The organism is Ruegeria sp. HKCCA4008, assembly GCF_013033125.1.
Lineage (GTDB): Bacteria > Pseudomonadota > Alphaproteobacteria > Rhodobacterales > Rhodobacteraceae > Ruegeria.
In genome coordinates this window covers 67,213-88,883 of the sequence record NZ_WQDM01000002.1, presented here as the reverse complement: position 1 = coordinate 88,883, position 21,671 = coordinate 67,213, and the positions used below count along the sequence as shown (strand labels likewise).

Genomic DNA, 21,671 nt, shown 5'->3' with positions numbered 1-21,671 from the left:
CAAGGGAATCGCGCCCGGGTGTCTTCAAGCAGTGCCGGTGACAACGGCGCGGGGCGTGATATTGACCAGCCTACGTTTCCCGGTTCGCACGGCACGATAAAGCGCCTCGGTCGCAAAACGCGGTGTCGATGCATCAAGTTGCCGGTAGGCAAGTAACGGAGAGATGATTTTGTGCGCCTTGCCCAGCGCTTCCAGCGGGTCGGGAATCTTCACGGGCTCAATCAAACTTGGATCAATCCCGGCGACGGATTTGCCCTTGGCTTTCCCGGGAAACCGGCGCGCGATTTCCGATGCCTTGACCCTGGCCACCTTCACTTTGGAGGTGGAAGAACGCACTTTTCGCATCGGCAAGGACAACGGAGACAGGTCAGGGCGTTTCGAAGTATCATCGACTAGCTTCAACTCGTCGAAAAGCACCACAGCAAGATCGTTTTCCTGCCCTGGGTCAAATTCATGCCCGGACGCGGCGAAGATCTTTTTCCGCAAACTTTTGCGTTCAACGATCTGTTTCTTGGAAAACCGCGCTCTGTCCTCCAGCTCAAGTCGGCCAGACAGGTCCAATTCGAGCCCAAGCTCCTCAAGCGCCAACACGGGGTTAATCAGCGCAGCACGAGCAAGCTCTGGGGTGACATTCAAACGGGCAGCAATATCATGCACTGCTGCTTGAACGTCCTGAAACGTAGCCATAGCAGCCTTCCAATTACGAAATAAACGTAACTCTTGAACGCTTGGAACTGATAGATAGATACTTTGGGAGTCTTACTTCACGATATATTTTTAAAGCGATTCCGTCAATGAGCCGGAGACGCAGCAAGGCTGACTTCAACCCGATCGCGAAACGTTATTTGTCGCGTCGCTGGTTGTATCGGACGGGTTTGTCGCGAGAAATGCAGCCCGGAATACAGGCCCTGACCAACTGTCGACAACGGCAGTACGGGACCTTCCCGCGCCACGGCCAGGGGTGGTGGTTTCAAGCAAAACCGCCAATCGTGACGCCGCCACATTGGGCAAGCGTCCCGCGGCCCCGCGCGTTCAATCCGTCCACAACACCTCGCGCCCCTCTTCCCCCGGACCACATCACCTGCCATAATGGGGGAAACTCAAAAACAAGAGCAGCACCCATGCCCGACGATCTGTTGACGCCAGAAGCGACCACAACTTATGACGCCTCCTCGATCGAGGTGCTCGAAGGTTTGGAACCGGTCCGCAAGCGACCCGGCATGTATATCGGCGGCACGGATGAACGCGCTTTACACCACATGGTGGCCGAGATCCTCGACAACTCGATGGACGAGGCCGTGGCGGGCCATGCCAACCGGATCGAGGTGGAACTGCACGCCGATTACGCCCTGACCGTGCGCGACAACGGGCGCGGCATCCCGATCGACCCGCACCCCAAGTTCCCCGACAAATCAGCGCTCGAGGTGATCCTGTGCACATTGCACGCGGGCGGCAAATTCTCGGGCAAAGCGTATCAGACCTCGGGTGGTCTGCACGGCGTGGGCGCCTCGGTGGTGAACGCGCTGTCGGATTCGATGGTCGTTCAGGTGGCCCGCGACAAGCAACTTTATGAACAACGATTCTCGCGCGGTGTCCCCTTGGGCCCAGTGGAAAAGGTCGGCGCCGCCCCCAACCGGCGCGGCACCACAGTCACCTTCCACGCTGACGACCAGATCTTTGGCCACCACCGGTTCAAACCCGCCCGCCTGTTCAAATCCATCCGGTCCAAGGCCTACCTGTTTTCGGGCGTTGAAATCCGCTGGAAATCCGCCATCGATGACGGCGAGACGCCCACCGAGGCCACCTTCCACTTCCCGGGCGGGCTGTCGGATTACCTGAAAGAGACGATGAATGGCTCGTCGACCTATGCCGAGCAGCCCTTTGCCGGAACCGTGGATTTTCAGGAAAAATTCGGAACCCCAGGCAAGGTCGAATGGGCGATCAACTGGACGCCCTCGCGCGACGGGTTCATCCAATCCTACTGCAACACCGTCCCCACGCCCGAAGGGGGCACCCATGTCGCGGGCTTCTGGGCCGCGATCCTCAAGGGCATCAAGGCGTATGGCGAGTTGATCAACAACAAGAAAGCCGCCCAGATCACGCGCGACGACCTGATCACCGGGGGCTGCGCGCTGGTGTCCTGCTTCATCCGCGAGCCGGAATTCGTCGGCCAGACCAAAGACCGCCTTGCCACGGTCGAGGCGCAGCGGCTGGTCGAAAACGCGGTGCGTGACCATTTCGACAACTGGCTGGCCGCCGATACGAAATCCGCCGGCGCGATCCTCGACTTCCTGATCCTGCGGGCCGAAGAACGCCTGCGCCGACGGGCCGAGAAGGAAACACAACGCAAGTCCGCCACTAAAAAACTTCGTCTTCCCGGCAAGCTGGTGGACTGTTCCAGTTCAACACGCGAAGGCACCGAACTATTCATCGTCGAGGGCGACTCGGCCGGCGGCTCGGCCAAAATGGGGCGCGACCGCAAAACGCAGGCCCTACTGCCCTTGCGCGGCAAGATCCTCAACGTGCTGGGCGCAGCCAGTTCGAAACTGGGCACCAATGCCGAGATCAACGACCTGACACAGGCGCTGGGCGTGGGGCTGGGCAGCAAGTTCAACCTCGACGATCTGCGCTATGACAAGGTCATCATCATGACCGACGCCGACGTGGACGGGGCGCATATCGCGTCCTTGCTGATGACATTCTTCTTCACCCAGATGCGCCCGATGATCGACGCGGGCCACCTGTACCTGGCCTGCCCGCCCCTGTATCGCCTGACGCAGGGTGCCAAACGCGTCTATTGTCTGGACGAGGCCGAGCGCGACGAGTGGCTTGAGAAAGGTCTGGGCGGCAAGGGCAAGATCGACGTGTCGCGTTTCAAAGGTCTGGGCGAGATGGACGCCAAGGACCTGAAAGAGACCACGATGGACCCCAAATCCCGGAAATTGATCCGGGTCACCATCGACGAGGACGAACCCGGCGAGACCGGCGATCTGGTCGAGCGTCTGATGGGCAAAAAACCCGAACTGCGATTCCAGTACATTCAGGAGAACGCGCGGTTTGTTGAGGAGTTGGATGTTTGAATTGGAAGATTTCGATTGGAAAAGATCACAAGACAAATTCGAAATAATATCTTTGATGGTCTCAGATTAGAGCGGATATTTTACGCTGGCGAACTTGGCGACGTAGATTTTTTGGGCCGCCTTTACGACTTGCGTGAGCTCCCAAGTTACGATCAACGGTTCAAAACTGCTGACCAAGATATTTGGCAGCATTGTGAGAACAACAACGATTGGCCAATAGACTGGGTGTTTGCGGACGCTAGGTTTAATCTACTTGGCTGTTCTGATGACGCCTTCTTACGCTTTCTGTGCGAGACAGTTCACCCTGTCGTTCGACCTGACGCCTTCGAGGCGGCAAAGATCGTTGGCCACTATAATGATCAATTGGGCCGAGCAAGCTGGAAGCTAGTTGAATCTCAAAAGATTGCGGGAAGAGCCGTCTTCATCGCCCAGCGAACCAACGAGTTTCACAGCCAGATCCAGCGAGCAAGCACCGTGGCAGAAAAATTGTCTTCCAATTGGATGCAAGCCGAAATCAGACGGATTCAAGACTCTATCGAAACTGACCCAGCCTTGGCAATCGGAACTGCGAAGGACTTAGTCGAATCTTGCTGTAAGACAATCCTTGCACAACTGCCAAACGCAGATGCTCCGCAAAAATCTGATGATTTACCGACACTCTCAAAAAAACTCTGCAAAGCCTTGGCGCTAGTTCCTGAGGGCGTCCCTAAAGAAGCAAAGGGAGCGGGCAGTATCAAAAGGACGCTAAGCAATCTAGCATCTATTACAAAAGGAATATCAGAACTGCGCGGTTTGTACGGCTCGGGGCATGGGCGCGACGGAAAGCACATTGGCCTCGAACCAAGGCACGCGAGGCTTGCAGCTTCCTGTGCAATAGCATTTGTGGATTTCGCTACAGAAACCTATTTGCAACGCCATAAGGATAGCTGAGGATAAGCCTTCTTGTGACCTTGGGAATAGCAAGCGTTTGATGGGGGCTCGCACCCATCCAATTCCCCGCATAAAGATGGGAACAAACACCCATCCTACTTGATCACAACCATCGCGCCTGCCCATGCGAGCGAAAAGGGTGCGTGTATGATGCTTTGCATCATGCATCGGGTGGATTGGACAACACACCAACACCACACGCGCCCTCAAAAAACCAAAATCTGCTGCAATTCAAACCCCTTCGGTTTACTAATCAAACCAAGACCCGGCTTCCCCGTGACAAGCTGGCTTGGATTTAACGATTAAGGATTTGCAATGGCCCGCCTTTATGACAGTCGAAAACGTGTTCTCGTAACCGGTGGGGCCGGGTTTTTGGGCTCGCATCTGTGTGACAGGCTTCTGGATCAGGGGCATGAGGTTTTGTGCGTCGATAACCTGTTCACCGGCACCAAGCGCAATATCGACCATCTGCACAACAACCCGCGTTTCGAGTTCATGCGCCACGATGTGACCTTCCCTCTGTTTGTGGAGGTCGACGAGATCTATAACCTCGCCTGCCCGGCCTCACCCGTGCACTATCAGCACGATCCAGTGCAGACGACCAAGACCAGCGTTCACGGCGCGATCAACATGCTGGGTCTGGCGAAGCGGCTGAAATGCAAGATCTTTCAGGCCTCGACCTCCGAGGTCTATGGCGACCCGACCATCCATCCGCAGACCGAAGATTATTGGGGCAACGTCAACCCGGTTGGCCCGCGATCCTGCTATGACGAAGGCAAGCGCTGCGCCGAGACCTTGTTCTTCGACTATCACCGTCAGATGGGGTTGGAGATCAAGGTGGCCCGCATCTTCAACACCTACGGGCCCAGAATGCACCCCGCCGATGGGCGCGTCGTGTCGAACTTTATCATGCAGGCCCTGACGGGTGATCCGATCACGATCTTTGGCGACGGTACGCAGACCCGGTCTTTCTGTTACGTGGATGATTTGATCGAAGGGTTCATCCGGCTGATGGAGACCGGCGCGGACGTGACCGGCCCGGTCAATCTGGGCAATCCCAACGAATTCTCGATGAACGAGCTGGCCCGCGAAGTGCAGGCCCTTGTGGGGGCCGAGACCCCTGTCAGTTTCAAGGAATTGCCAGAGGATGACCCGAAGCAGCGTCAGCCAGATATCACACTGGCGCGGACCCTGCTGGGCTGGGAACCCAAAGTGCAACTGAAAGAAGGGCTGCACGCAACCATCCGGTATTTCCGAGACCTTCAGGCCGAAGTCGAGACCTAGGGCCAAGGCCCGGTTTAAGATCCGGGCACGCCCCCAGCCCCTGTCCTGCCCCGGCGCTTGCAGAACCTTCGCAAGGCATCGCCTTATTCGAAATCTGCCTGATCCAGCAGCGTATAGGTGAACTTGTTGCCAAACGCGTCGCGCCCGGCTTCGCATTTCAGCAGAAACTCGGCAAAGTGGCGCTGATCGGCGAATACCTGACACCCGGCGGAATAGATCGTATTCGCAGTGTCATCGTCACCGTTGTTTGGCCCCTTGTGCAGATTTATGCCGAACATCCCACTTTGAGGATTAACAAGGTTCAGGTTTCCATCCCTGTTGTTGTCCCGAAACACGGTAACGTTTCCCAGCCTTTGACACAGCGCCTTGTGGCCTCCGGGCCGGCCTCGTTTATGAATATCGATCTTGTAGCAGGACCGATATTGCCCCGGCGCCAGAATGGCCGTCCCATCCGGGTTTATCGGGTTCTTCAGGTAGTGATCGCTGGGATCGGCCGTCATCGGGTAATAGGCAATATCCCAAACGCCAAGAAACCGGTGGAACACCGTCATGACATCATCGAATTTCTTGGGTGAAACCGGGCGGGCGCGAATGCCCACTATGTTCAGGTTCCAATCGACAGTTGGGGTGTCGAAAACCACAAAACCCTTTTGGGACATGACGTCCATAATCGCTTGTACAGAGGGTCTGAACATCTCTCAATTCTCCTTAAACAATGCGGCCATGTTACCACAGAAGTGACCGACCGTAAAAATCGCCCCCTTGGCTTGTCGCTGCGCGTGTAGGATTTTCGTTGCCTAACCCGTTGATCTCGTTCAAACTTGCTGAAACAAGAAACCATGATTGAGGTCCGGGCGTCCAAACCCTTTTTGATCGACAACAGATTTGCAGGACGAGAGGACGAAATGAAAACACTGACCTATGGGCTGGCCTTTGCCATGCTGGCGACCCAGGCCCCGGCGCAACAGACGCTCAGCCTGGCATCTCCGATCCCGGACGGGGCGGAAACACGGTTTTGCTATTACAAGGGGCTGGCTTATTCACCGGATTCCTTCATCGTGATCTTTGGCGACAACACCGTGACTGACACGATCAACACGCGCGAGGAACGCCTGCTGCGATGCGTAAGCAGCGACAAGGGCACCATGCACTGGAAGCCACAAAGCACGTTTCAGGTCGGCCGCTAGGCCAGAAATATCACTGTCGCCCAGGGCTTTGCAGCCGGATCAGACCGCCATTCCGATCAGGGCGACACCCACGGCCATGAGCACCGCGGCCCCCAACCGTCGCGCCCAGTTGCCTTCCTTGAGGAATACGAACCCGATCAGTGCGGCAAAGATGACCGAAGTTTCCCGCAGCGCCGAAACCGCTCCCAGCGGTGCAAAATTCTTGGCGTACAGTACCAGACCATAAGCTGTCATCGATACCAGCCCGCCAAGAATGCCGATCATCCACACTTTGGCTGGCAGGTCTTTCAGGGTCGCACGTTTCCGCACCCCGACAAATCCGGCAATAAACAGGTGCAGAAACGCCCCCCACGCCCAATAGCTGAGCGTATTGCCCGACAGCCGAACGCCGATCCCGTCAACGACCGAATAGATCGAAATGCAGAATCCGGTGCCCAGCGCAAACATCAGTGCGCTGCGCCCAACGCCCGAGCGCAGAGCTTTCCAACTGCTCAGCTGGATACCCACGGCAATTAGGGCGATACCGGTCCAGGCCTGAAAAGGCAGCACTTCTCCGACCAGGACCATTGCCCAAAGCGAAACCAGCGCCGGGACAATTCCACGGGCGATGGGGTAGACCACACTCAGATCACCATGCTGATAGGCTTTTCCCAGCATGAAGTAATAACCGAAATGCACAACGGTCGAGAGTAGGATGTAAACAAAGCTCTCTGGGTTTGGCAGCGGCAGAGCCATCACCATGACCGCCGCAGGCAGCACTTGACCCAAAGCGACCAAACCCAGCATGGAAGTTCGATCCGCCGCTGTCTTCACGATAGCATTCCACACCGCGTGCAGCAAAGCAGCCGAAAGAATAATAAGGACAACGAACAGGGTCATGTCCGGACCTTTCCCGCAGAAGTTTCGCGCCAAAAGGGTCAACTGCCCCATTCAATTGGCGCCATGTCTGCAAAGGGTGGATCGTTGTCAAGCCCGTTTCAGGTCACCTGGGTTGTCAGCCATGTCTCGATCTTCGAGGCCGGCCCTTCCCAACCCGGTTCCATGAACAGGAAATGCGCGTGATCTTCGACCAGCAAAAAGGTTCCGCGATCCCCGTAGCGCGTTGCCAGTGCGCGGCAGGTATCGGGGTTAACAGCCCTGTCGTCAGCACCCGAGACCACCAGAACCGGGCAGTCAACCTTGTCGAAATCAACCTTTATAGCGTGATGGTCATCGAACATCCAAAAGAACATTTCAAACATCACGCGACCGCTTTCCGCGCCCAATTGATCGACTACAGCGTGCTGCTGCGCCTCATCCATCTTGTTCAAGGCGAATGGGGCCATCAAATCGAACCCGACCCGCATCGGCTGCTTCCAGAATGGGCCGCCTTCCATCAAGGTGCGCGGTACAGCCCGTTCATCATCGGTTTCGGGCAAAGTGCCCCAAGGCGCATTTGGATTGATCAGAACGATGGCGCTGGCCAAACCACGAGACGCCACTTGTTGCGCCACCACCCCAGCAATGGCATGCCCCAAAATGACAGGTTTGTGGTCCAGTCCCTGTACAAAATCGGCGATGTCATTGGTGTAGTCCATGACACTGGCATCAGTCAGACCCGGGTCGGGGTCCGCTTTCGGATCACCGTCATGGTAACGCAGGGCAGGAACGTGAACCGTCCAACCTCGGTCCCGAAAGAAGGCCGCGTAATCCTGCATGCACCAAGGTCCGGCAAATGCTCCGTGGATAAGAACGATTTCTTTGGTCATCGAAGTCCCCCCTGCGCTGCCTACAGTATGGGGATATGGTAAGACGTTACAACTGCCCGTGATCCCTGTTGCAGGTCGAAGCACAGGTCCTAAGATTGGACGCATGAGTTTTGTGACCGACAATCAATTGCCCCTGCTGATTCTTTTCTTTGTCATCGGCTCAATCGGCACTGCCTTTCTGTTTCGCAAACCGGCAGGGCACCGGGCGTGGAAACTGGCTGATCTGGTATGGGTTGTGCTGGGTGGCATCGGGGCGTTGGTCGCTGTCTTGGCCGGGCTTTATACCTCGGACAGCTCGCGACTGGACCGACAGATCGACGTGGCCTATGCCGCGACGCTGGCATTTGACAGGGATGCGGCCCGGTTCCGCCTGCGGTTCTGTGATCCGGCCTATGATCCGGATACCGCCGTTTTATGCGAAAAGGTTGAATTCCTTTCAGCTTCGACCGCCAGCAACTCGGAACTGCCCTTGTTCATCGCGGTCACGAACGAAGTGGCCCCCCTACAGGGGCTTCACTTCCTGGTTGGGGGTCAGTCCAAGGACGAAAAGGACGAAATACGTGACATGGCCGCCAAGGCCGATGCCTTTGACATCGACCAGTTCCTAGTCTTCACATCACTGGACGAAAACATACAGACCGCCATTGACAACATGCGTCGCAAGGTTCCCGCGATTGCGGGCGACTATCTGATACTTGCGCAGAGCTACGATGACCTGATCGCGCAGGTCGGGAAGCTGAAAGAAGAATGGGAATACCTACAGGACAATGCTCATATTCTTGTCCTGCAAATCGTGGCCCTATGCCTTGTCAGTTTTGCGGCACCGTTTCGGCTGGGGAAATCCGTGGTCGAGCTGCGCACCACGCTCAGCGACGATACGTCTGCGCCAAAGCTTGCGGGTCAGCCCCAAGAAAGTAACGCAGAAGAGTCCACAGGTTCCGAGCACCGCGCCGAATCCACCCCGCCCGCTCATACCGCTCCGCACTCGTAAAGGCGCGTGTGTTCAGAACAGTTACCTTTGGCAACACGCGCACCAAAGCCACATCTTCCATCAGCGGCTGGTCGGGAAACCCGCCTGCCGCTTGATAGGTGTGACGCGGAACCAGCAACCCCTGATCTCCGTAGGGCAATCCCAGCATCCTGCTGCGCAGATTGGCCCAGCCAGCCACCCAGGCCGGCGCGATCCCGCGCGCGCGAAACGCCAGCTGAAACGCGGCAGGTTTGGCTGAAGGCAGGTGGGCGCTGACGGTCTCGCTCCACCCCTGTTGCAGCACTGTATCCGCATGAAGAATCAGCAGCCAATCCCCTTTGGCCTGCGCGCACCCTCGGCGCAACTGGCCGCCTCGGGATGGCGGGCCGGTCACGACCGTCGCACCGGCCTCTTCCGCAATATCCGGCGTGTGATCGGTTGAGCGTGCATCGCTGATGATCAATTCCCGTATCAGCCCGGCATGCACCCCTTCCATCAAAGCCCCAAGACATTCGGGCAAAGCGTCGGCGGCGTTGAGGGTCGGGATTACGACGGTAATAGGCGCGGGCACGTCTGATAACCTCTGGTCTTGGCATCGGAACTTCCTATATCACGAGGCCTGAGGAAATGACGAGGACCAAGCCATGCCAACCCGCCGCATACTGCGCCTGTCCGGCTCGGATACCGAAAGCTTTTTGCAGGATCTGATCACCAACGACATTAAGGGGTTGGACAACGGGCTGGTCTACGCCGCTTTGCTGACTCCGCAGGGAAAGTACCTGGCGGATTTCTTCCTGAAACGAGATGCCGACGGAGTTCTTCTGGATGTGGCCGAACACCTTGCGGATGATCTGGTCAAACGTCTGACGATGTACAAGCTGCGTGCGGATGTGACGATCGAGGGAACCGATCTGAACCTGCAACGCGGCACCCAGGCTGCGCCGGAAACCGCCCTGCCCGATCCCCGCCACCCGGACATGGGCTGGCGCAACTACTCGCCCGAACCCGAGGGCGATGATGGAACCGACTGGGATGCACTGCGCGTCCGGCACTGCATTCCCGAGTCAGGCATTGAACTGACCCCGGACAGTTACATCCTGGAATCTGGCTTCGAAGCGCTGAATGGCGTGGATTTCAAAAAAGGATGTTATGTCGGGCAGGAAGTGACCGCGCGCATGAAGCACAAAACCGAATTGCGCAAAGGTCTGCGACGCGTCGTTGTCCAGGGCTCGGCCCCGGTGGGGACCGAGGTCAGTGCAAATGGCAAACCTGTCGGAACATTGTACACACAGGCCGGCGGAAACGGGATCGCGTATCTGCGATTTGATCGTGCAGGCCCTGAGATGCAGGCCGGAGACGCCACAGTGCGCCTGGAGGACTGAGCCCACCTTGTTGCCAAATCGGCACGACCCGCGCATCAGCTTGTATCGAAAAGTTTGAACCCGTTGTCCTGCACTGCCAAAGTGCAGGCAAACAGGACGAACCGGATACCCGCATGTTTCGACTTTATTCCGCGATCTGGCGCGCCAGTGCGGGGCGGCAGATCATCCTCATCATGCTGTCCGTCGCAATTGCGGGCCTTGCCGCCGTGCCGCTTGAGTTTCAGCGCGACATCGTCAACCACCTGACATCCGACGATGTCGGGACTGAAAAACTGATCCAACTGGGCATCGGCATGATGGCCGTCATCCTGCTGAGCCTCGCTCTGAAATGGGTACTGGGCTATCGCGCCGGAACCTTGGGCGAAGACATGATCCGGCTGATCCGCCAACGCCTGCTTTGGCGTTCGACCGACCTGAAGGATTCAGACGAAGGCCTGCGCAAAGGCACCATGACCACCGCCATTTCGGCCGAAGCCGAAGAGTTGGGCAAGTTTGCCGGTGGAGCTTTTTCGGATCCGGTCGTTCAGATTGGAACGCTGATCAGCGTCATCGGCTATATCTCGTCCACGCAACCAGGTCTGGGGCTGATTGCGTTGTCGATGATCGTGCCGCAAATCATCATCGTTCTGGTCTCGCAGCGCAAAGTGAACACTTTCGTGGCGGAACGGGTTCGCATTCTGCGCGGTGCCACCGACCGACTGACGACCGAGGATATCGAAGCCGTCGAGCGGGATATCAACATCATGTTCGATGACATTTTCGACACGCGGCGGCGGATGTTCCTGTGGAAACTTTCGGCAAAGTTCCTGCTGAGCGTGATCAACGGGGCCGGCACCGTCGGCATCCTGATGCTGGGGGGATATCTGGTCTTGCAGGGCAAAACGGATGTGGGCACCGTTGTGGCCGCCACCAGTGGGCTCAGCCGCATTCAGGGACCCACTGCCTTTCTGATCGCATTCTATCGTCAGGTCAGCGCCAATCGTATCAAGTACGAACTGATGCTGGAATTGTTCGGCCCGGATCCAACCCGCTATCGCTATCGACCCAACGCATAAGAAAAGACCGCGCGGCGGGTGCCTGCGCGGTCTGATACGTAACGTGACGAAACGTCACGCGCGTTCGGAATATTCCATCGTTTCCGTGTTCACGACGATCATTTCGTCCTGGCCGATGAAGGGGGGAACCATGACTTTCACGCCATTGTCCAGCACCGCCGGCTTGAACGAGTTCGCCGCCGTTTGACCTTTTACCACCGGTTCGGTCTCGACGATCTTGCAGGTCACTTTCTGCGGCAGCGTCGCGTTCAGCGCCTCGCTTTCGTAGAATTCGACAACAATGGTCATGCCATCTTGCAGAAACGGACGACGGTCACCCAGCAATTCTGCTGGTAATTCAATCTGTTCGTAGGTTTCTGAATCCATGAACACCAGCATTCCGTCGGATTCGTACAGGAATTGCTGATCCTTCTGCTCCAGACGCACGCGTTCGACCTTGTCCGCCGAGCGGAAGCGTTCGTTCAATTTCGAACCATTGCGCAGGTTGCGCAGCTCCACCTGTGCAAAAGCTCCGCCTTTGCCCGGCTTTACATGGTCAACCTTGACCGCTGCCCACAGGCCACCGTTATGCTCAAGCACATTGCCGGGGCGAATTTCGTTCCCATTTATCTTGGGCATTACATAAATCCTTCACAAACGGTTGATGCATCAGTTGCGGTCCCTATATCTGGCGGGATCACACCTGACAAGACAACGACACCTAGTGCTGCAGGTGCAGCGAGCCATGCAAGTGACGCAACGCAACTATGCATTTTAGCTGTATCCGAATCGCACCTAATCGGTCATAAGGACCCTCACGCCGAAAATGCAAGAGCAAGAACAACAAGGAAGACGAGATGAGAGATTTCGTTGACGGCACTGCCTTTAACAATGAGCAAGGCAATCGTGCGCGCAAACTTTTCGCGGCCGTTGTCCTGGCTGCGCTTGATGATGCTATCGCCGATGACAAGAAATACGGCAATGGCCCCGAACAAATCGCCCGCTGGGCGCGTTCGCGCGATGGGCGCGAAGTTCTGTCCTGCGCAGGCATTGACCCGAACGAACGGGTCGTCAGCGGATTGATGGAATTCGTTGGACGCGGCGTCCGTACCTCGGTCGCCCTGTCGCGGGAAGAAAGCGAACGCCGCAACGCTGCACAGCAGGCCGAAGCTGCCTGAACCAAGGTAGATTTGGATTGAACAAACGCGCTCTGCCTATCAGAGCGCGTTTTTCTATGCCTGATCGACAGGCATGAAGCCAATGGCTCAAAAGAACAACAGCCATTGCCGAACCACCCAGAATTCAGCCGCCAGCATGGTTGCGAACAGGGCTTTGCCCCAAACCGGCAATCCACGCTGCCAAAGCAGAACATATGCGGCCAGACAGACAAAGGCTGACACCGGAGCCACCCACAAAGCATGATGGTCGCTGTCCCAATAGCTGACAGGGCTGTGGAACACCCAGTCGCTGATGGGCCAGAACTGTGGCCGTCCGTCGCCCGCATGAAGCAGGAAATCTGTCGCAAGATGCAACAGACCCGCCGCTGCACCGACAGCCAGAACATGCCAACCTCTCCAGACTGCCAGCAGGAATGCCAGCCCCCAGAGGATAAAGGAATTGTCTATGGCGAATACGGTCTGCCACGCCGGGGAAAAGTAAAGCTGCCCGAAGACCACCTGCTCGGGGATGCCCAGAACAAACAGGGACACCCCCGCCATCACGTACAGGGACAGATCCGGCAATAACGCTCCCACGAGCGCGGCCCAGAGGATACGTCCTTGCGGCGGCCGGGCGAACACGGCAGCCCCGATCAAAAGATGCGCAGGCGTATTCATCCGGGGCTTTCCCTTTCGGCTCAAATCAGATCATCTGCGCCCAGACTTATAGGAGACAAGGCATGGTTCGCGCCATCATGATTCAAGGGACCGGCAGCAATGTCGGAAAATCGGTTCTGGTGGCGGGGCTGGCGCGCGCCTACACGCGCCGGGGCCTTCGTGTCGCGCCGTTCAAACCACAAAACATGTCGAACAATGCAGCCGTCACCGAAAACGGTGGCGAAATTGGCCGCGCACAAGCCCTTCAGGCCCGTGCGGCAAAGCGGGAAACGCACACGGACATGAACCCTATTCTGCTCAAACCCGAGACGGATACCGGCGCGCAGATTATCGTTCAGGGGCAGCGCGCCGGCACGATGAAGGCCGGTGACTATCGCAAGGACAAATCCAAGCTACTGGGCGCAGCGCTGGAAAGCTTTGACAGGCTCTGCGCCGACGCTGATCTAGTTCTGATCGAGGGCGCTGGCAGCCCGGCTGAGACCAACCTGCGCAAAGGTGACATCGCCAATATGGGATTTGCCCGTGCAGCGGACATCCCTGTTGTTCTGGTCGGGGACATTCATCGTGGCGGGGTGATTGCGCAGATCGTTGGGACTCAGGCCGTTCTGGACGAAGGCGACGTCGCGCAGATCAGGGGTTTTGCCATCAACCGCTTCAAGGGCGACGTGTCCCTGTTTGACGAAGGCCGTGATGACATTTCGGCCCGAACAGGCTGGCCCTGCCTTGGGGTCGTGCCCTGGTTTCACGACGCCTGGAAACTGCCGGCCGAAGACATGATGGACATCCGTTCCCATACCGGCGGCGCGTGCAAGGTCGTTGTGCCCCAACTGGAACGTATGGCCAATTTCGACGATCTCGATCCGTTGTCTGCCGAGCCCGGCGTGAGCGTCGAGGTCATCCCCGGCGGGCGTCCCCTGCCCGGCGATGCGGATCTGGTTCTGCTTCCCGGCAGCAAGTCCACGATCGGAGACCTGAGCTATTTCCGCGCACAGGGCTGGGATATCGACCTGTATGCCCATGTTCGACGGGGTGGACATGTCCTGGGCTTGTGCGGCGGCTATCAGATGCTGGGCAAGACCATTTCCGATCCTGATGGCGTGGACGGCCGGCCGGGCAAAGTTGATGGTTTGGGGTTGCTGAACGTCCATACCGTAATGGGCGGGCAGAAACAGGTCATCCTGCGTTCCGCCCATGCCCTGCCAGACCGAGAGCCGGTCAGCGGATACGAAATCCACATGGGCCATACCGACGGCCCGGACCGCGCCCGCGCATGGCTTGAGGTCGAAGGCAGACCAGAAGGCGCCGCCAGCAGCAACGGCCGGGTCAAGGGCAGCTATCTGCACGGAATTTTCTCGTCAGACGCATTTCGTGCCCGCTATTTGTCAACGCTGGGCGTGACGTCGGACATTGCCTACGAAGACGGGGTAGAGCAGGCGCTGGATGATCTGGCCGATCATCTAGAGCGCCACATGAATCTTGACCTGATGCTGAGCTTGGCACAGCCACCACAGCGCGGCTGAGTCTTATCCCAGATCTTTCGCGGCGAGCGCACGCGCGATTTCCCGCCGAACCATTTTGCGCACGTTTCGCGTGATCCGCTCGCCCATCGCGCCTTGCAACTCCTGGCGGACAACTTCCGCGATCAGCTCACGCAATGTTTCTTCATCCAAATCCGTTGTCGAAACGTCTTCAACGACTTCAGTGGCACGATCGGATTCAGCCGGTCGTCCCGCCCGGATGAACTCTGCGTTTTGTATCGAAGCGGACTCGGGTTGAGGATCGTCCGTATCTTCCTGATCAGTCAGAACGACGGTCCTTGCGGCCGCAAACTCCTCTTCGACGTTCCACGGCAGGGAATGCGTCGGTGTGCCGGAATAGGCGTCTGCGCTGTCGCCATCCGGCTCCCATTGATCCTCGGTTTGCGCAATCGCCGCTTCCAGCGCTTCGATCTTGGCACTCAGACTGATCGCGGGATCATCGGTTGAGCCAGTTTCCGCGGAATGTCCCTCGGTCGCGTCATCCGCAGTGTTGGCAGGATCACCTGCCCTGACGATGTCGCAGGCACGCAGCAGCATCGGCTTGGCCGAGTCGGCAACATCAGGAGACGGCTTGGCGGGCATGATCTCGGGCTGAGCGGGTTTGCTGATGCGCAGCGCGTCCGTCAGCACCAAACGCCCCGGCTTGCGCGTTGCACCCTGTTGATCCGAGGAGGATTTACCGCGACTGTCTTCACTGACCAGACGTTTGACCGAAGACAGAACGTCTTCGATCCCTGCTTTCACGACATTATCAGACATTGTTCTCTACCGCTCTATCGTTGGATCGAGTGTAGCCAAACAATCCGAGCCCTACAACAAATAGTATTGTCGGTTAGTCCCGACGCAACGCTTTGAGGACTCGATCCAGATCCTTGCTCTGTTTGCTGACACGCGCGGGGGCTTTCTTGACCAGATTATAGTACAAAGTCGGGTCATAAATCTGAACCGCCAAGCCAAGACGTTCTGCCGTCAAAAGGCCCTGCGCCTGCAACAGCTGATACGCTGCGCGGGATCGTTCCGTTCGCGACGCCACTTCGGCCAGCTGCGCGTCCAGCAAATCCTGCTGAGCATTCAGAACGTCCAAAGTGGTCCGGGCACCCAAGGTCGCTTCTTCCCTGATGCCATCAAATGCTACCTGCGATGCGCGAACCCGTTCGGTCGACGCCCTGAGGCTGGCACTGGCTGCCTGGAACGCTGCATACCGGTCCGTAACGCCCTGTGTGATATTCTTTTGTACGTTCAGAAGATTCGCACGAGACGCATCCCGGTTTGCCATAGCGCGCCGCACATTCGCGGCCAACCGGCCACCGGCGTAGATCGGCTGTGTAAAGTCCAGCGACACGGTCGCGTCATTCACATAGTCGTTGTTGTCATAGCTTTCACGCACACCCGCATCAGCATTCAAACTGACATTCGGCCCAAGGTTGGCCCGCTGCTGCTGTACAATCAGATCAAAAGCGCGGACCTGATGCTGCGCCGACAAAATCGCCGGGTGGTTGCGTTGCGCGAGGCTGATCGCTTCTGCTTCGCTCCCTGGAAGATTGGGCAGGCTGGGTTGACCGGCCGTCCGCCCCGGCGCCTTGCCGACCGCATTGACATATTCAGCCTGCGCAATGCTCAGTTCACCACGAGCGACCGCCAGATCAGCTTGAGAACTTGCCAACTGCGCCTCTGAAAGCGCCACGTCCGTACGCGTCACTTCGCCAACTTCGAAGCGATCATTTGATGCGCGAAGCTCTTCCGCCGAAACATCCACGTTGTTCTGGCGAATTGCGACTGTTTCTTCCTGTAGCAGCACGCCCAGGTAAGCATTTGCAGCGCGGATAAGCACCTGTTGCTCAATGTCGATCAAGGTTTGCCGGGTCGACAGAACCGTCTCCTGCGCCGATTGCTTGCCCAGAACCGAAGCGCCACCATCATACAGAAGCTGCGTTAGCCCCAGCCCGGTGAAAAACCGGGACGGCTCGGTCGTCGTGACCACATTGTTGGTCCGAGACCGGGTATAATCCTGGCTGACCTGAACGGTCCAATTGATGATCGGCCGCAATGCGGCAAGCGCGATCGCCACATCTTCATCTGCCGCGCGCAGCAGCGCCCGGTTCTGCTCCAGCAAGCCGCTTGTATTATACGCGCCGATGAAGGCGTCTGTTATGTTGTCAGCCCACGCCGGACGCCCTGGCATAACGCTGATGGCAAGTCCTGCGGTCACTGCGAATGCCCTGACCAGCTTGCCTGTCGCTGAACCACGCATACCGAAATCCTCTCAAACGAAATTACACTGCCCTGAAGGCAGTTTGCGGTCTTCTTTTCAACTAATCAAGGCGCCAGCAGAATCTATCGGCGAACTATAGCGAAAATGCACACTCCGCCGAAAAGCTCTCTAGTATCGGTGCACTGGCGTTGAACGCATCCCGCCAGCTGACCCGGCCTCCGGTCTTTCGACCGATCCGCACAGTTCCAAGATTGCCTTCAACAAACAGGCATGCAATCCGGCCATGTTCCTTGAGCTGATCCAACAGCGCGTCGGGAATCCGTTCAACACCGCCCTGCACCATGATCGCATCGTAAGGACCGTGCTCAGCCGCACCCTGATCCAAAGGACCGACGTGGATAATGGCATTGTCCACATCGGCCTCAGCCAACAGGCTTTGCGCCTCGGACGCCAGCGAGTCGTCGCTTTCCACACCAACAACCAACTGGGCCATACGCGCGGCAACCGCAGTGGAATACCCCGTCGCCGGAGCGATATCGAGAATCATCTCGTCGTTCGAAATGTTGAGCGCATCCAGCATTTTAGCAAGCGTTCTCGGCTCGAGCATACAGCGCCCGTTGCCCAGATCGATCACACTGTCGGCATAGGCGGCCTCACGCTGTGCGTCAGGCACGAAGTTTTCGCGCGGGACGTTCAACATCGCCTCAATTATCGGGAACTTTGTAACATCCGAAGGCCGGATTTGCGTATCAACCATAGTGCGGCGCCGGGCAGCGAAATCTGTCATAGGATCTCTCGAGTCATTCCCAAAGTTACCCGGCTTTTGCCACATCCTGAACTGCCCAGCAACGGCCCTGTTGACGCAACCCCCCTGCGCCTGCGCGTTTACGGTTGCGGGCTTCGGCAAATTTCAATCTCGTCGACAAAATTGCGCGCAATCCTCTGGACGCCCCTTTGGAAAGCTGCTAAAACCCCACGCACACCACGGCAAGTATTTGATTTTGCTTGAAAAGGCGAGTTGGCGGAGTGGTGACGCAGCGGATTGCAAATCCGTGTACACCGGTTCGATTCCGGTACTCGCCTCCAAAACCTCCAATGACTTGCGGTACTTTGTCTTTCTTCGAGGTCCAGTATCCAACCAAAATTTGGATTTTTCGTGTTTCGATCTGGTTCTGTTCCATCCGACTGCGAGCATTCTGGGCATATGCCGGCAGCTTGCGTTCAGGCAACATCCCGCCGTACTTCCTTGGCATCTTCATCTCGAAATGATCAGAGTTGGCGGCCTGAACCATTGGTCCGGCCCTTTTAGATGCATACCATTCTTGTGGGCAGTTTGCGATCTGGGACGGCCAAGCCGGCCCTTTGCGCGGTTCAGGCAGCGGCAGAATGGTTCTGCAAACAAAGCTGTCGGACTGTCTGTCGTCCATGGCTGGAATTGACCTGCCATTACCTATGCTGCTTCGACCTGGTTGGAACGGCATCGCACCCGCACGAAACGTGCAGGCTACTTCATGCAATTTGGCCTATCCTTCTTTCTGACGTGTTCGTCAAAACGGGCCTCCGAAGGCATTGCTCAAACAGCAGCCCTTGAGCAATATTATGTCTCAACATCGTCGAAAAACGAAACTTCATGACAATCCGGGAAGGATGAACTAGGACTCTAACAAAGAAAAAGTTCTGGACGTATTGTGGAACACATTGCCTTTACCTTCGAGATGGGGGTCGTTTGCACCCTGCTGGCTTTCACCGTTTTTCTGTTCGTTTCCGAGATCATAAGGATCGACCTTTCCGCCATATTGGTCCTGGTTCTCATAGGCTTGCTCAGCTACGCGCCCGGGCTGGGAAATCTGGCGGATGTCACCCTTCTGTTCGACGGCTTCGCATCCAATGCCGTCATCTCGATCATTGCGGTCATGATCGTCGGGGCCGGTCTGGACAAGACGGGGATCATGAACAAGGTGGCTGCCGTCATCCTCAAATACGGCGGCAAATCCGAAGGCAGGGTTGTACCAATCATTTCCGGCACCGTTGGCGTCATATCCTCGTTCATGCAGAATGTCGGCGCCGCTGCTCTGTTTCTGCCGGTTGTCAGCCGAATTTCCACACGGTCGGGCATACCGCTGTCGCGCCTGCTCATGCCGATGGGATTCTGCGCCATTTTGGGCGGCACCATGACGATGGTGGGGTCGTCTCCTCTTATCCTGCTGAACGATCTGATCCTGACGGCAAATGACAGTCTGCCGGCCTCTCAGAAAATGGAGCCCTTCGGCCTGTTCTCGGTCACGCCGATCGGTGCGGTTCTGATCCTGACGGGAATTGGTTACTTTCTGCTGTTGGGACGTTGGGTTTTGCCCGAGGCTGAAGGGCCTGACAATACGGGTACCGGACAAGGGACACAGGAATACCTGCAAAGGGTCTATGGCCTCAAAGCCGATGTGTTCGAAGTCGTGGTGCCCGAGGACAGCCCTTTGGTCGGCGAGATTCTGGCCGACATCAACCACGAAAACCACCTGTACATCATTTCCACCTTCTATCGCGGCAAAACCTCGATGGTTCAGGTTTTGACAGCGGAAATTGCAGCGCCGTGTCGGCTGGCCATCGTCGGCCGCCGTTGGGAGGTCGAGAAGTTCGCCGAGAAATACGGGCTGACCGTTCTTCCGGATTTGGACATTTTCGTCGAAGAGTTCGCCCCAACCAATGCAGGCGTGGCCGAGGTGGTCATCACGCCCGACAGCAAGCTGATCGGCAAATGCCCCCGCGAGCTTTTGTTTCGCAAGACCTACGGGATGTCGCTGCTGGCCATTCACCGCGGCGAAGAGACGCTGAGCCATGTCGAGACCGAGGATCACGAATCCACTCAGATCGGGCTCGAAAAGTTTCAGGCGGGCGACATGCTTGTGGCACATACCAGATGGGACAACCTGATGCGGATCAAACGAGATCCGGATTTCGTCGTCGTGACGACGGACTTTCCTCAGGACGAGCTGCGGCCGCAAAAAGTCGGCTGGGCCCTGGCATTCTTCGCCATTTCGCTGTCGTTGATCCTGTTCACGGATGTCCGGCTTTCACTCTGTCTTCTTACCGGCGCGGTGGGCATGATGCTGACCCGTGTGCTCAGCGTGGACGAGGCATACCGCGCGGTCGGATGGAACACCGTATTCCTGCTCGCCTGCCTCATACCTTTGGGACAAGCCGTGCAGAACACTGGCACGGCCGCGTGGATCGCGCAGCAGATCATGATAATTCTGGACGGCTGGCCGCTCTGGTCGCTGCAAACCGGCATCGCCGTTCTGGCGACGGCCTTTTCTTTGGTCATGTCCAACGTGGGGGCCACGGTTCTGCTGGTGCCTCTGGCGGTATCAATTGCGGTGGCGGCGGGTGGAAACCCAGCCGTCTTTGCCCTGACGGTCGCCATATCGACCTCGAACAGCTTCATCATCCCAACCCATCAGGTAAACGCGTTGATCATGGGTCCGGCCGGATACAAGGTGATGGATTTCGTCCGCTCCGGCGGAATAATGACGGCGCTGTTTCTGGTCGTCTCGCTGCTCATGATAAACGTCATCTATTAGCGCAAGAGGATCCGGGGTGTTCGGTGGTCTTTACCCATCATCTGGACAGGTTCAGTCGAGGCACCGGTTGGCCATAGTCTACGCCCCTTGCTGAGATACCGTTCGTCGTCCGGCCCATCTCGGGCTGGGTCCCGGCACACCATGCCGCCCATCGACGCCCACAGGTCGCTTTCCATGCCTCTGCATAATTGTTGCGCGCGACTCGCTTGACAAGCAGGCCAGCGGTGCCGCATGTCCCTTTCGTTGGTGTCGGTGAGAGCCGATGAAAAGGGAATGCGTCAACGGTCTTGCCGCCAAACGCAGCCGCCCCCGCGACCGTGAACGGAGAGGATGCCCAATGCCACTGGCCCGAAAGCCGGGAAGGCGGGACATCCGACAGAGGCCCGCCTCTGGCATCCGCAAGCCGGGAGACCTGCCAACAACCGAAGTTGAAACCGGGCGGGGTGTTCCGGTGTCGGGTCCATGACCACTCGTGGCCCGCATGAAACCCCGTCCCCCGCGAAGAGGATTTGGGGGGATGAGAGACATGACCGAGACCGCACCAGTCGAGTTGCTGGTCTGTACTACCTGCCGTCGCGGCCTGCCTGTCGAAGATGATGCGCAACGCCCGGGCGCTTTGTTGCACAAGGCCCTGGAACAGGCAGACCTGCCCGACGGTGTCACCCTGAAAGCCGTTGAATGCCTGTCAAACTGCGATCAAGGCTGTTCGATCGTGTTGCGCGGGCCGGGCCGCTGGACCTTCGTGTATGAAAACCTGAACGAAACAGATCATGTCGACGTCATCGTCGACGGCGCGACCAAGTATCTGGCCACTGAAGATGGTTTGGTGAAATGGCGCGAACGCCCCGAACATTTTCGCAAGAACTGTGCCTCGCGCATTCCCCCGATTGGAGCCTGAC

At 57.5% G+C, this 21,671-nt stretch carries 20 protein-coding genes, 1 tRNA gene, 1 pseudogene and 1 riboswitch; of the genes and pseudogenes, 12 read left to right on the top strand and 10 right to left on the bottom strand.

From position 1 onward, the window contains the following. Positions 1-24: 24 nt before the first annotated feature. Positions 25-687 carry a hypothetical protein gene (locus GOW60_RS04725; protein ID WP_171228424.1) on the bottom strand — a complete coding sequence of 221 codons (663 nt, stop codon included), beginning with the start codon at positions 685-687 and terminating at the stop codon, positions 25-27. A gap of 434 nt (positions 688-1,121) precedes the next feature. Here GOW60_RS04725 and parE point away from each other — a divergent pair, with 434 nt between their 5' ends. The 3 genes from parE to GOW60_RS04710 all read left to right on the top strand — a co-directional run bounded on the left by parE (position 1,122) and on the right by GOW60_RS04710 (position 5,294). Continuing rightward, entirely contained in the window at positions 1,122-3,080 is a 1,959-nt protein-coding gene (parE, locus tag GOW60_RS04720) for a DNA topoisomerase IV subunit B (RefSeq protein WP_171228423.1), read from the top strand. 15 nt (positions 3,081-3,095) lie between these two features. Beyond that, complete coding sequence (locus tag GOW60_RS04715; protein ID WP_171228422.1) at positions 3,096-4,010, top strand: abortive infection family protein; 915 nt, start codon at positions 3,096-3,098, stop codon at positions 4,008-4,010. Positions 4,011-4,325: 315 nt separating this feature from the next. Further along, positions 4,326-5,294: a UDP-glucuronic acid decarboxylase family protein gene (locus GOW60_RS04710; protein ID WP_171170429.1), complete on the top strand. Its 969-nt coding sequence runs from the start codon at positions 4,326-4,328 to the stop codon at positions 5,292-5,294. 83 nt (positions 5,295-5,377) lie between these two features. Here GOW60_RS04710 and GOW60_RS04705 read toward each other — a convergent pair whose 3' ends face one another. Further along, positions 5,378-5,989, bottom strand: coding sequence for a hypothetical protein (locus tag GOW60_RS04705; RefSeq protein WP_171228421.1), 612 nt, complete (start codon positions 5,987-5,989; stop codon positions 5,378-5,380). 210 nt (positions 5,990-6,199) lie between these two features. Between GOW60_RS04705 and GOW60_RS04700 the strand changes: the two genes are divergently transcribed. Then, entirely contained in the window at positions 6,200-6,481 is a 282-nt protein-coding gene (locus tag GOW60_RS04700) for a hypothetical protein (protein ID WP_152457476.1), read from the top strand. A 39-nt stretch (positions 6,482-6,520) separates the two neighbouring features. On the opposite strand, the gene GOW60_RS04695 is transcribed toward GOW60_RS04700, so the two are convergent. Both GOW60_RS04695 and GOW60_RS04690 read right to left on the bottom strand, forming a co-directional pair. Then, positions 6,521-7,360 (bottom strand): DMT family transporter, encoded by an 840-nt coding sequence (locus tag GOW60_RS04695; protein WP_171228420.1) that lies wholly within the window; start codon positions 7,358-7,360, stop codon positions 6,521-6,523. 98 nt (positions 7,361-7,458) lie between these two features. Next, positions 7,459-8,229 (bottom strand): alpha/beta hydrolase, encoded by a 771-nt coding sequence (locus tag GOW60_RS04690; protein ID WP_171228419.1) that lies wholly within the window; start codon positions 8,227-8,229, stop codon positions 7,459-7,461. Between the two features lie 103 nt (positions 8,230-8,332). Here GOW60_RS04690 and GOW60_RS04685 point away from each other — a divergent pair. Continuing rightward, positions 8,333-9,088, top strand: a pseudogene (locus GOW60_RS04685) (hypothetical protein); the annotation flags it as partial. Between the two features lie 7 nt (positions 9,089-9,095). Here GOW60_RS04685 and GOW60_RS04680 read toward each other — a convergent pair. After that, a complete protein-coding gene (locus tag GOW60_RS04680) occupies positions 9,096-9,770 on the bottom strand; it encodes a TIGR04283 family arsenosugar biosynthesis glycosyltransferase (RefSeq protein WP_171228418.1) in 675 nt (224 codons plus the stop codon). Between the two features lie 73 nt (positions 9,771-9,843). Between GOW60_RS04680 and GOW60_RS04675 the strand changes: the two genes are divergently transcribed. Together GOW60_RS04675 and GOW60_RS04670 are read left to right on the top strand one after the other, a co-directional pair. Beyond that, on the top strand, positions 9,844-10,581 hold the full coding sequence (locus GOW60_RS04675; RefSeq protein ID WP_171228417.1) for a folate-binding protein YgfZ: 738 nt from the start codon (positions 9,844-9,846) through the stop codon (positions 10,579-10,581). A gap of 113 nt (positions 10,582-10,694) precedes the next feature. Further along, on the top strand, positions 10,695-11,636 hold the full coding sequence (locus GOW60_RS04670; protein WP_171228416.1) for an ABC transporter transmembrane domain-containing protein: 942 nt from the start codon (positions 10,695-10,697) through the stop codon (positions 11,634-11,636). A 54-nt stretch (positions 11,637-11,690) separates the two neighbouring features. Here GOW60_RS04670 and efp read toward each other — a convergent pair whose 3' ends face one another. After that, positions 11,691-12,254 (bottom strand): elongation factor P, encoded by a 564-nt coding sequence (gene efp, locus GOW60_RS04665; RefSeq protein ID WP_152457470.1) that lies wholly within the window; start codon positions 12,252-12,254, stop codon positions 11,691-11,693. A gap of 218 nt (positions 12,255-12,472) precedes the next feature. Between efp and GOW60_RS04660 the strand changes: the two genes are divergently transcribed. Further along, complete coding sequence (locus GOW60_RS04660; protein WP_037310273.1) at positions 12,473-12,793, top strand: DUF6280 family protein; 321 nt, start codon at positions 12,473-12,475, stop codon at positions 12,791-12,793. An 87-nt stretch (positions 12,794-12,880) separates the two neighbouring features. Here GOW60_RS04660 and GOW60_RS04655 read toward each other — a convergent pair whose 3' ends face one another. After that, positions 12,881-13,450, bottom strand: coding sequence for a cobalamin biosynthesis protein CobQ (locus GOW60_RS04655; protein ID WP_171228415.1), 570 nt, complete (start codon positions 13,448-13,450; stop codon positions 12,881-12,883). 62 nt (positions 13,451-13,512) lie between these two features. Here GOW60_RS04655 and GOW60_RS04650 point away from each other — a divergent pair, with 62 nt between their 5' ends. Further along, a complete protein-coding gene (locus tag GOW60_RS04650; protein WP_171228414.1) occupies positions 13,513-14,970 on the top strand; it encodes a cobyric acid synthase in 1,458 nt (485 codons plus the stop codon). A gap of 3 nt (positions 14,971-14,973) precedes the next feature. Here the strand turns inward: GOW60_RS04650 and GOW60_RS04645 are convergent, their stop codons facing one another. The 3 genes from GOW60_RS04645 to GOW60_RS04635 form a co-directional block, all read right to left on the bottom strand. Next, positions 14,974-15,747, bottom strand: a complete 774-nt coding sequence (locus GOW60_RS04645) for a hypothetical protein (protein WP_171119459.1) — start codon at positions 15,745-15,747, stop codon at positions 14,974-14,976. 73 nt (positions 15,748-15,820) lie between these two features. Further along, complete coding sequence (locus tag GOW60_RS04640) at positions 15,821-17,239, bottom strand: TolC family outer membrane protein (RefSeq protein ID WP_171228413.1); 1,419 nt, start codon at positions 17,237-17,239, stop codon at positions 15,821-15,823. Between the two features lie 94 nt (positions 17,240-17,333). Next, positions 17,334-17,987 carry a protein-L-isoaspartate O-methyltransferase gene (locus tag GOW60_RS04635; protein WP_171228412.1) on the bottom strand — a complete coding sequence of 218 codons (654 nt, stop codon included), beginning with the start codon at positions 17,985-17,987 and terminating at the stop codon, positions 17,334-17,336. Between the two features lie 225 nt (positions 17,988-18,212). On the opposite strand from GOW60_RS04635, the gene GOW60_RS04630 reads away from it, so the two are divergent. From GOW60_RS04630 to GOW60_RS04620, 3 genes are all read left to right on the top strand, one after another. Beyond that, positions 18,213-18,286: transfer RNA gene (locus GOW60_RS04630), tRNA-Cys, on the top strand. 629 nt (positions 18,287-18,915) lie between these two features. Continuing rightward, the gene (locus GOW60_RS04625) at positions 18,916-20,772 is read left to right on the top strand and encodes an SLC13 family permease (protein WP_171228874.1); all 1,857 of its coding nucleotides are present in this window, start codon (positions 18,916-18,918) and stop codon (positions 20,770-20,772) included. Between the two features lie 227 nt (positions 20,773-20,999). Further along, positions 21,000-21,207: riboswitch (cobalamin riboswitch) on the top strand. Positions 21,208-21,298: 91 nt separating this feature from the next. Continuing rightward, positions 21,299-21,670 carry a DUF1636 domain-containing protein gene (locus GOW60_RS04620; protein ID WP_152457464.1) on the top strand — a complete coding sequence of 124 codons (372 nt, stop codon included), beginning with the start codon at positions 21,299-21,301 and terminating at the stop codon, positions 21,668-21,670. Position 21,671: the final 1 nt, after the last annotated feature.

Coding starts and splice junctions, on each gene's coding strand:
- GOW60_RS04705 (WP_171228421.1), bottom strand. CDS start 5,989: ATGTTCAGACCCTCTGTACAAGCGATTATGGACGTCATGTCCCAAAAG.
- GOW60_RS04725 (WP_171228424.1), bottom strand. CDS start 687: ATGGCTACGTTTCAGGACGTTCAAGCAGCAGTGCATGATATTGCTGCC.
- GOW60_RS04690 (WP_171228419.1), bottom strand. CDS start 8,229: ATGACCAAAGAAATCGTTCTTATCCACGGAGCATTTGCCGGACCTTGG.
- GOW60_RS04655 (WP_171228415.1), bottom strand. CDS start 13,450: ATGAATACGCCTGCGCATCTTTTGATCGGGGCTGCCGTGTTCGCCCGG.
- GOW60_RS04625 (WP_171228874.1), top strand. CDS start 18,916: ATGGGGGTCGTTTGCACCCTGCTGGCTTTCACCGTTTTTCTGTTCGTT.
- GOW60_RS04670 (WP_171228416.1), top strand. CDS start 10,695: ATGTTTCGACTTTATTCCGCGATCTGGCGCGCCAGTGCGGGGCGGCAG.
- GOW60_RS04660 (WP_037310273.1), top strand. CDS start 12,473: ATGAGAGATTTCGTTGACGGCACTGCCTTTAACAATGAGCAAGGCAAT.
- efp (WP_152457470.1), bottom strand. CDS start 12,254: ATGCCCAAGATAAATGGGAACGAAATTCGCCCCGGCAATGTGCTTGAG.
- parE (WP_171228423.1), top strand. CDS start 1,122: ATGCCCGACGATCTGTTGACGCCAGAAGCGACCACAACTTATGACGCC.
- GOW60_RS04675 (WP_171228417.1), top strand. CDS start 9,844: ATGCCAACCCGCCGCATACTGCGCCTGTCCGGCTCGGATACCGAAAGC.
- GOW60_RS04710 (WP_171170429.1), top strand. CDS start 4,326: ATGGCCCGCCTTTATGACAGTCGAAAACGTGTTCTCGTAACCGGTGGG.
- GOW60_RS04635 (WP_171228412.1), bottom strand. CDS start 17,987: ATGACAGATTTCGCTGCCCGGCGCCGCACTATGGTTGATACGCAAATC.
- GOW60_RS04700 (WP_152457476.1), top strand. CDS start 6,200: ATGAAAACACTGACCTATGGGCTGGCCTTTGCCATGCTGGCGACCCAG.
- GOW60_RS04620 (WP_152457464.1), top strand. CDS start 21,299: ATGACCGAGACCGCACCAGTCGAGTTGCTGGTCTGTACTACCTGCCGT.
- GOW60_RS04650 (WP_171228414.1), top strand. CDS start 13,513: ATGGTTCGCGCCATCATGATTCAAGGGACCGGCAGCAATGTCGGAAAA.
- GOW60_RS04695 (WP_171228420.1), bottom strand. CDS start 7,360: ATGACCCTGTTCGTTGTCCTTATTATTCTTTCGGCTGCTTTGCTGCAC.
- GOW60_RS04645 (WP_171119459.1), bottom strand. CDS start 15,747: ATGTCTGATAATGTCGTGAAAGCAGGGATCGAAGACGTTCTGTCTTCG.
- GOW60_RS04640 (WP_171228413.1), bottom strand. CDS start 17,239: ATGCGTGGTTCAGCGACAGGCAAGCTGGTCAGGGCATTCGCAGTGACC.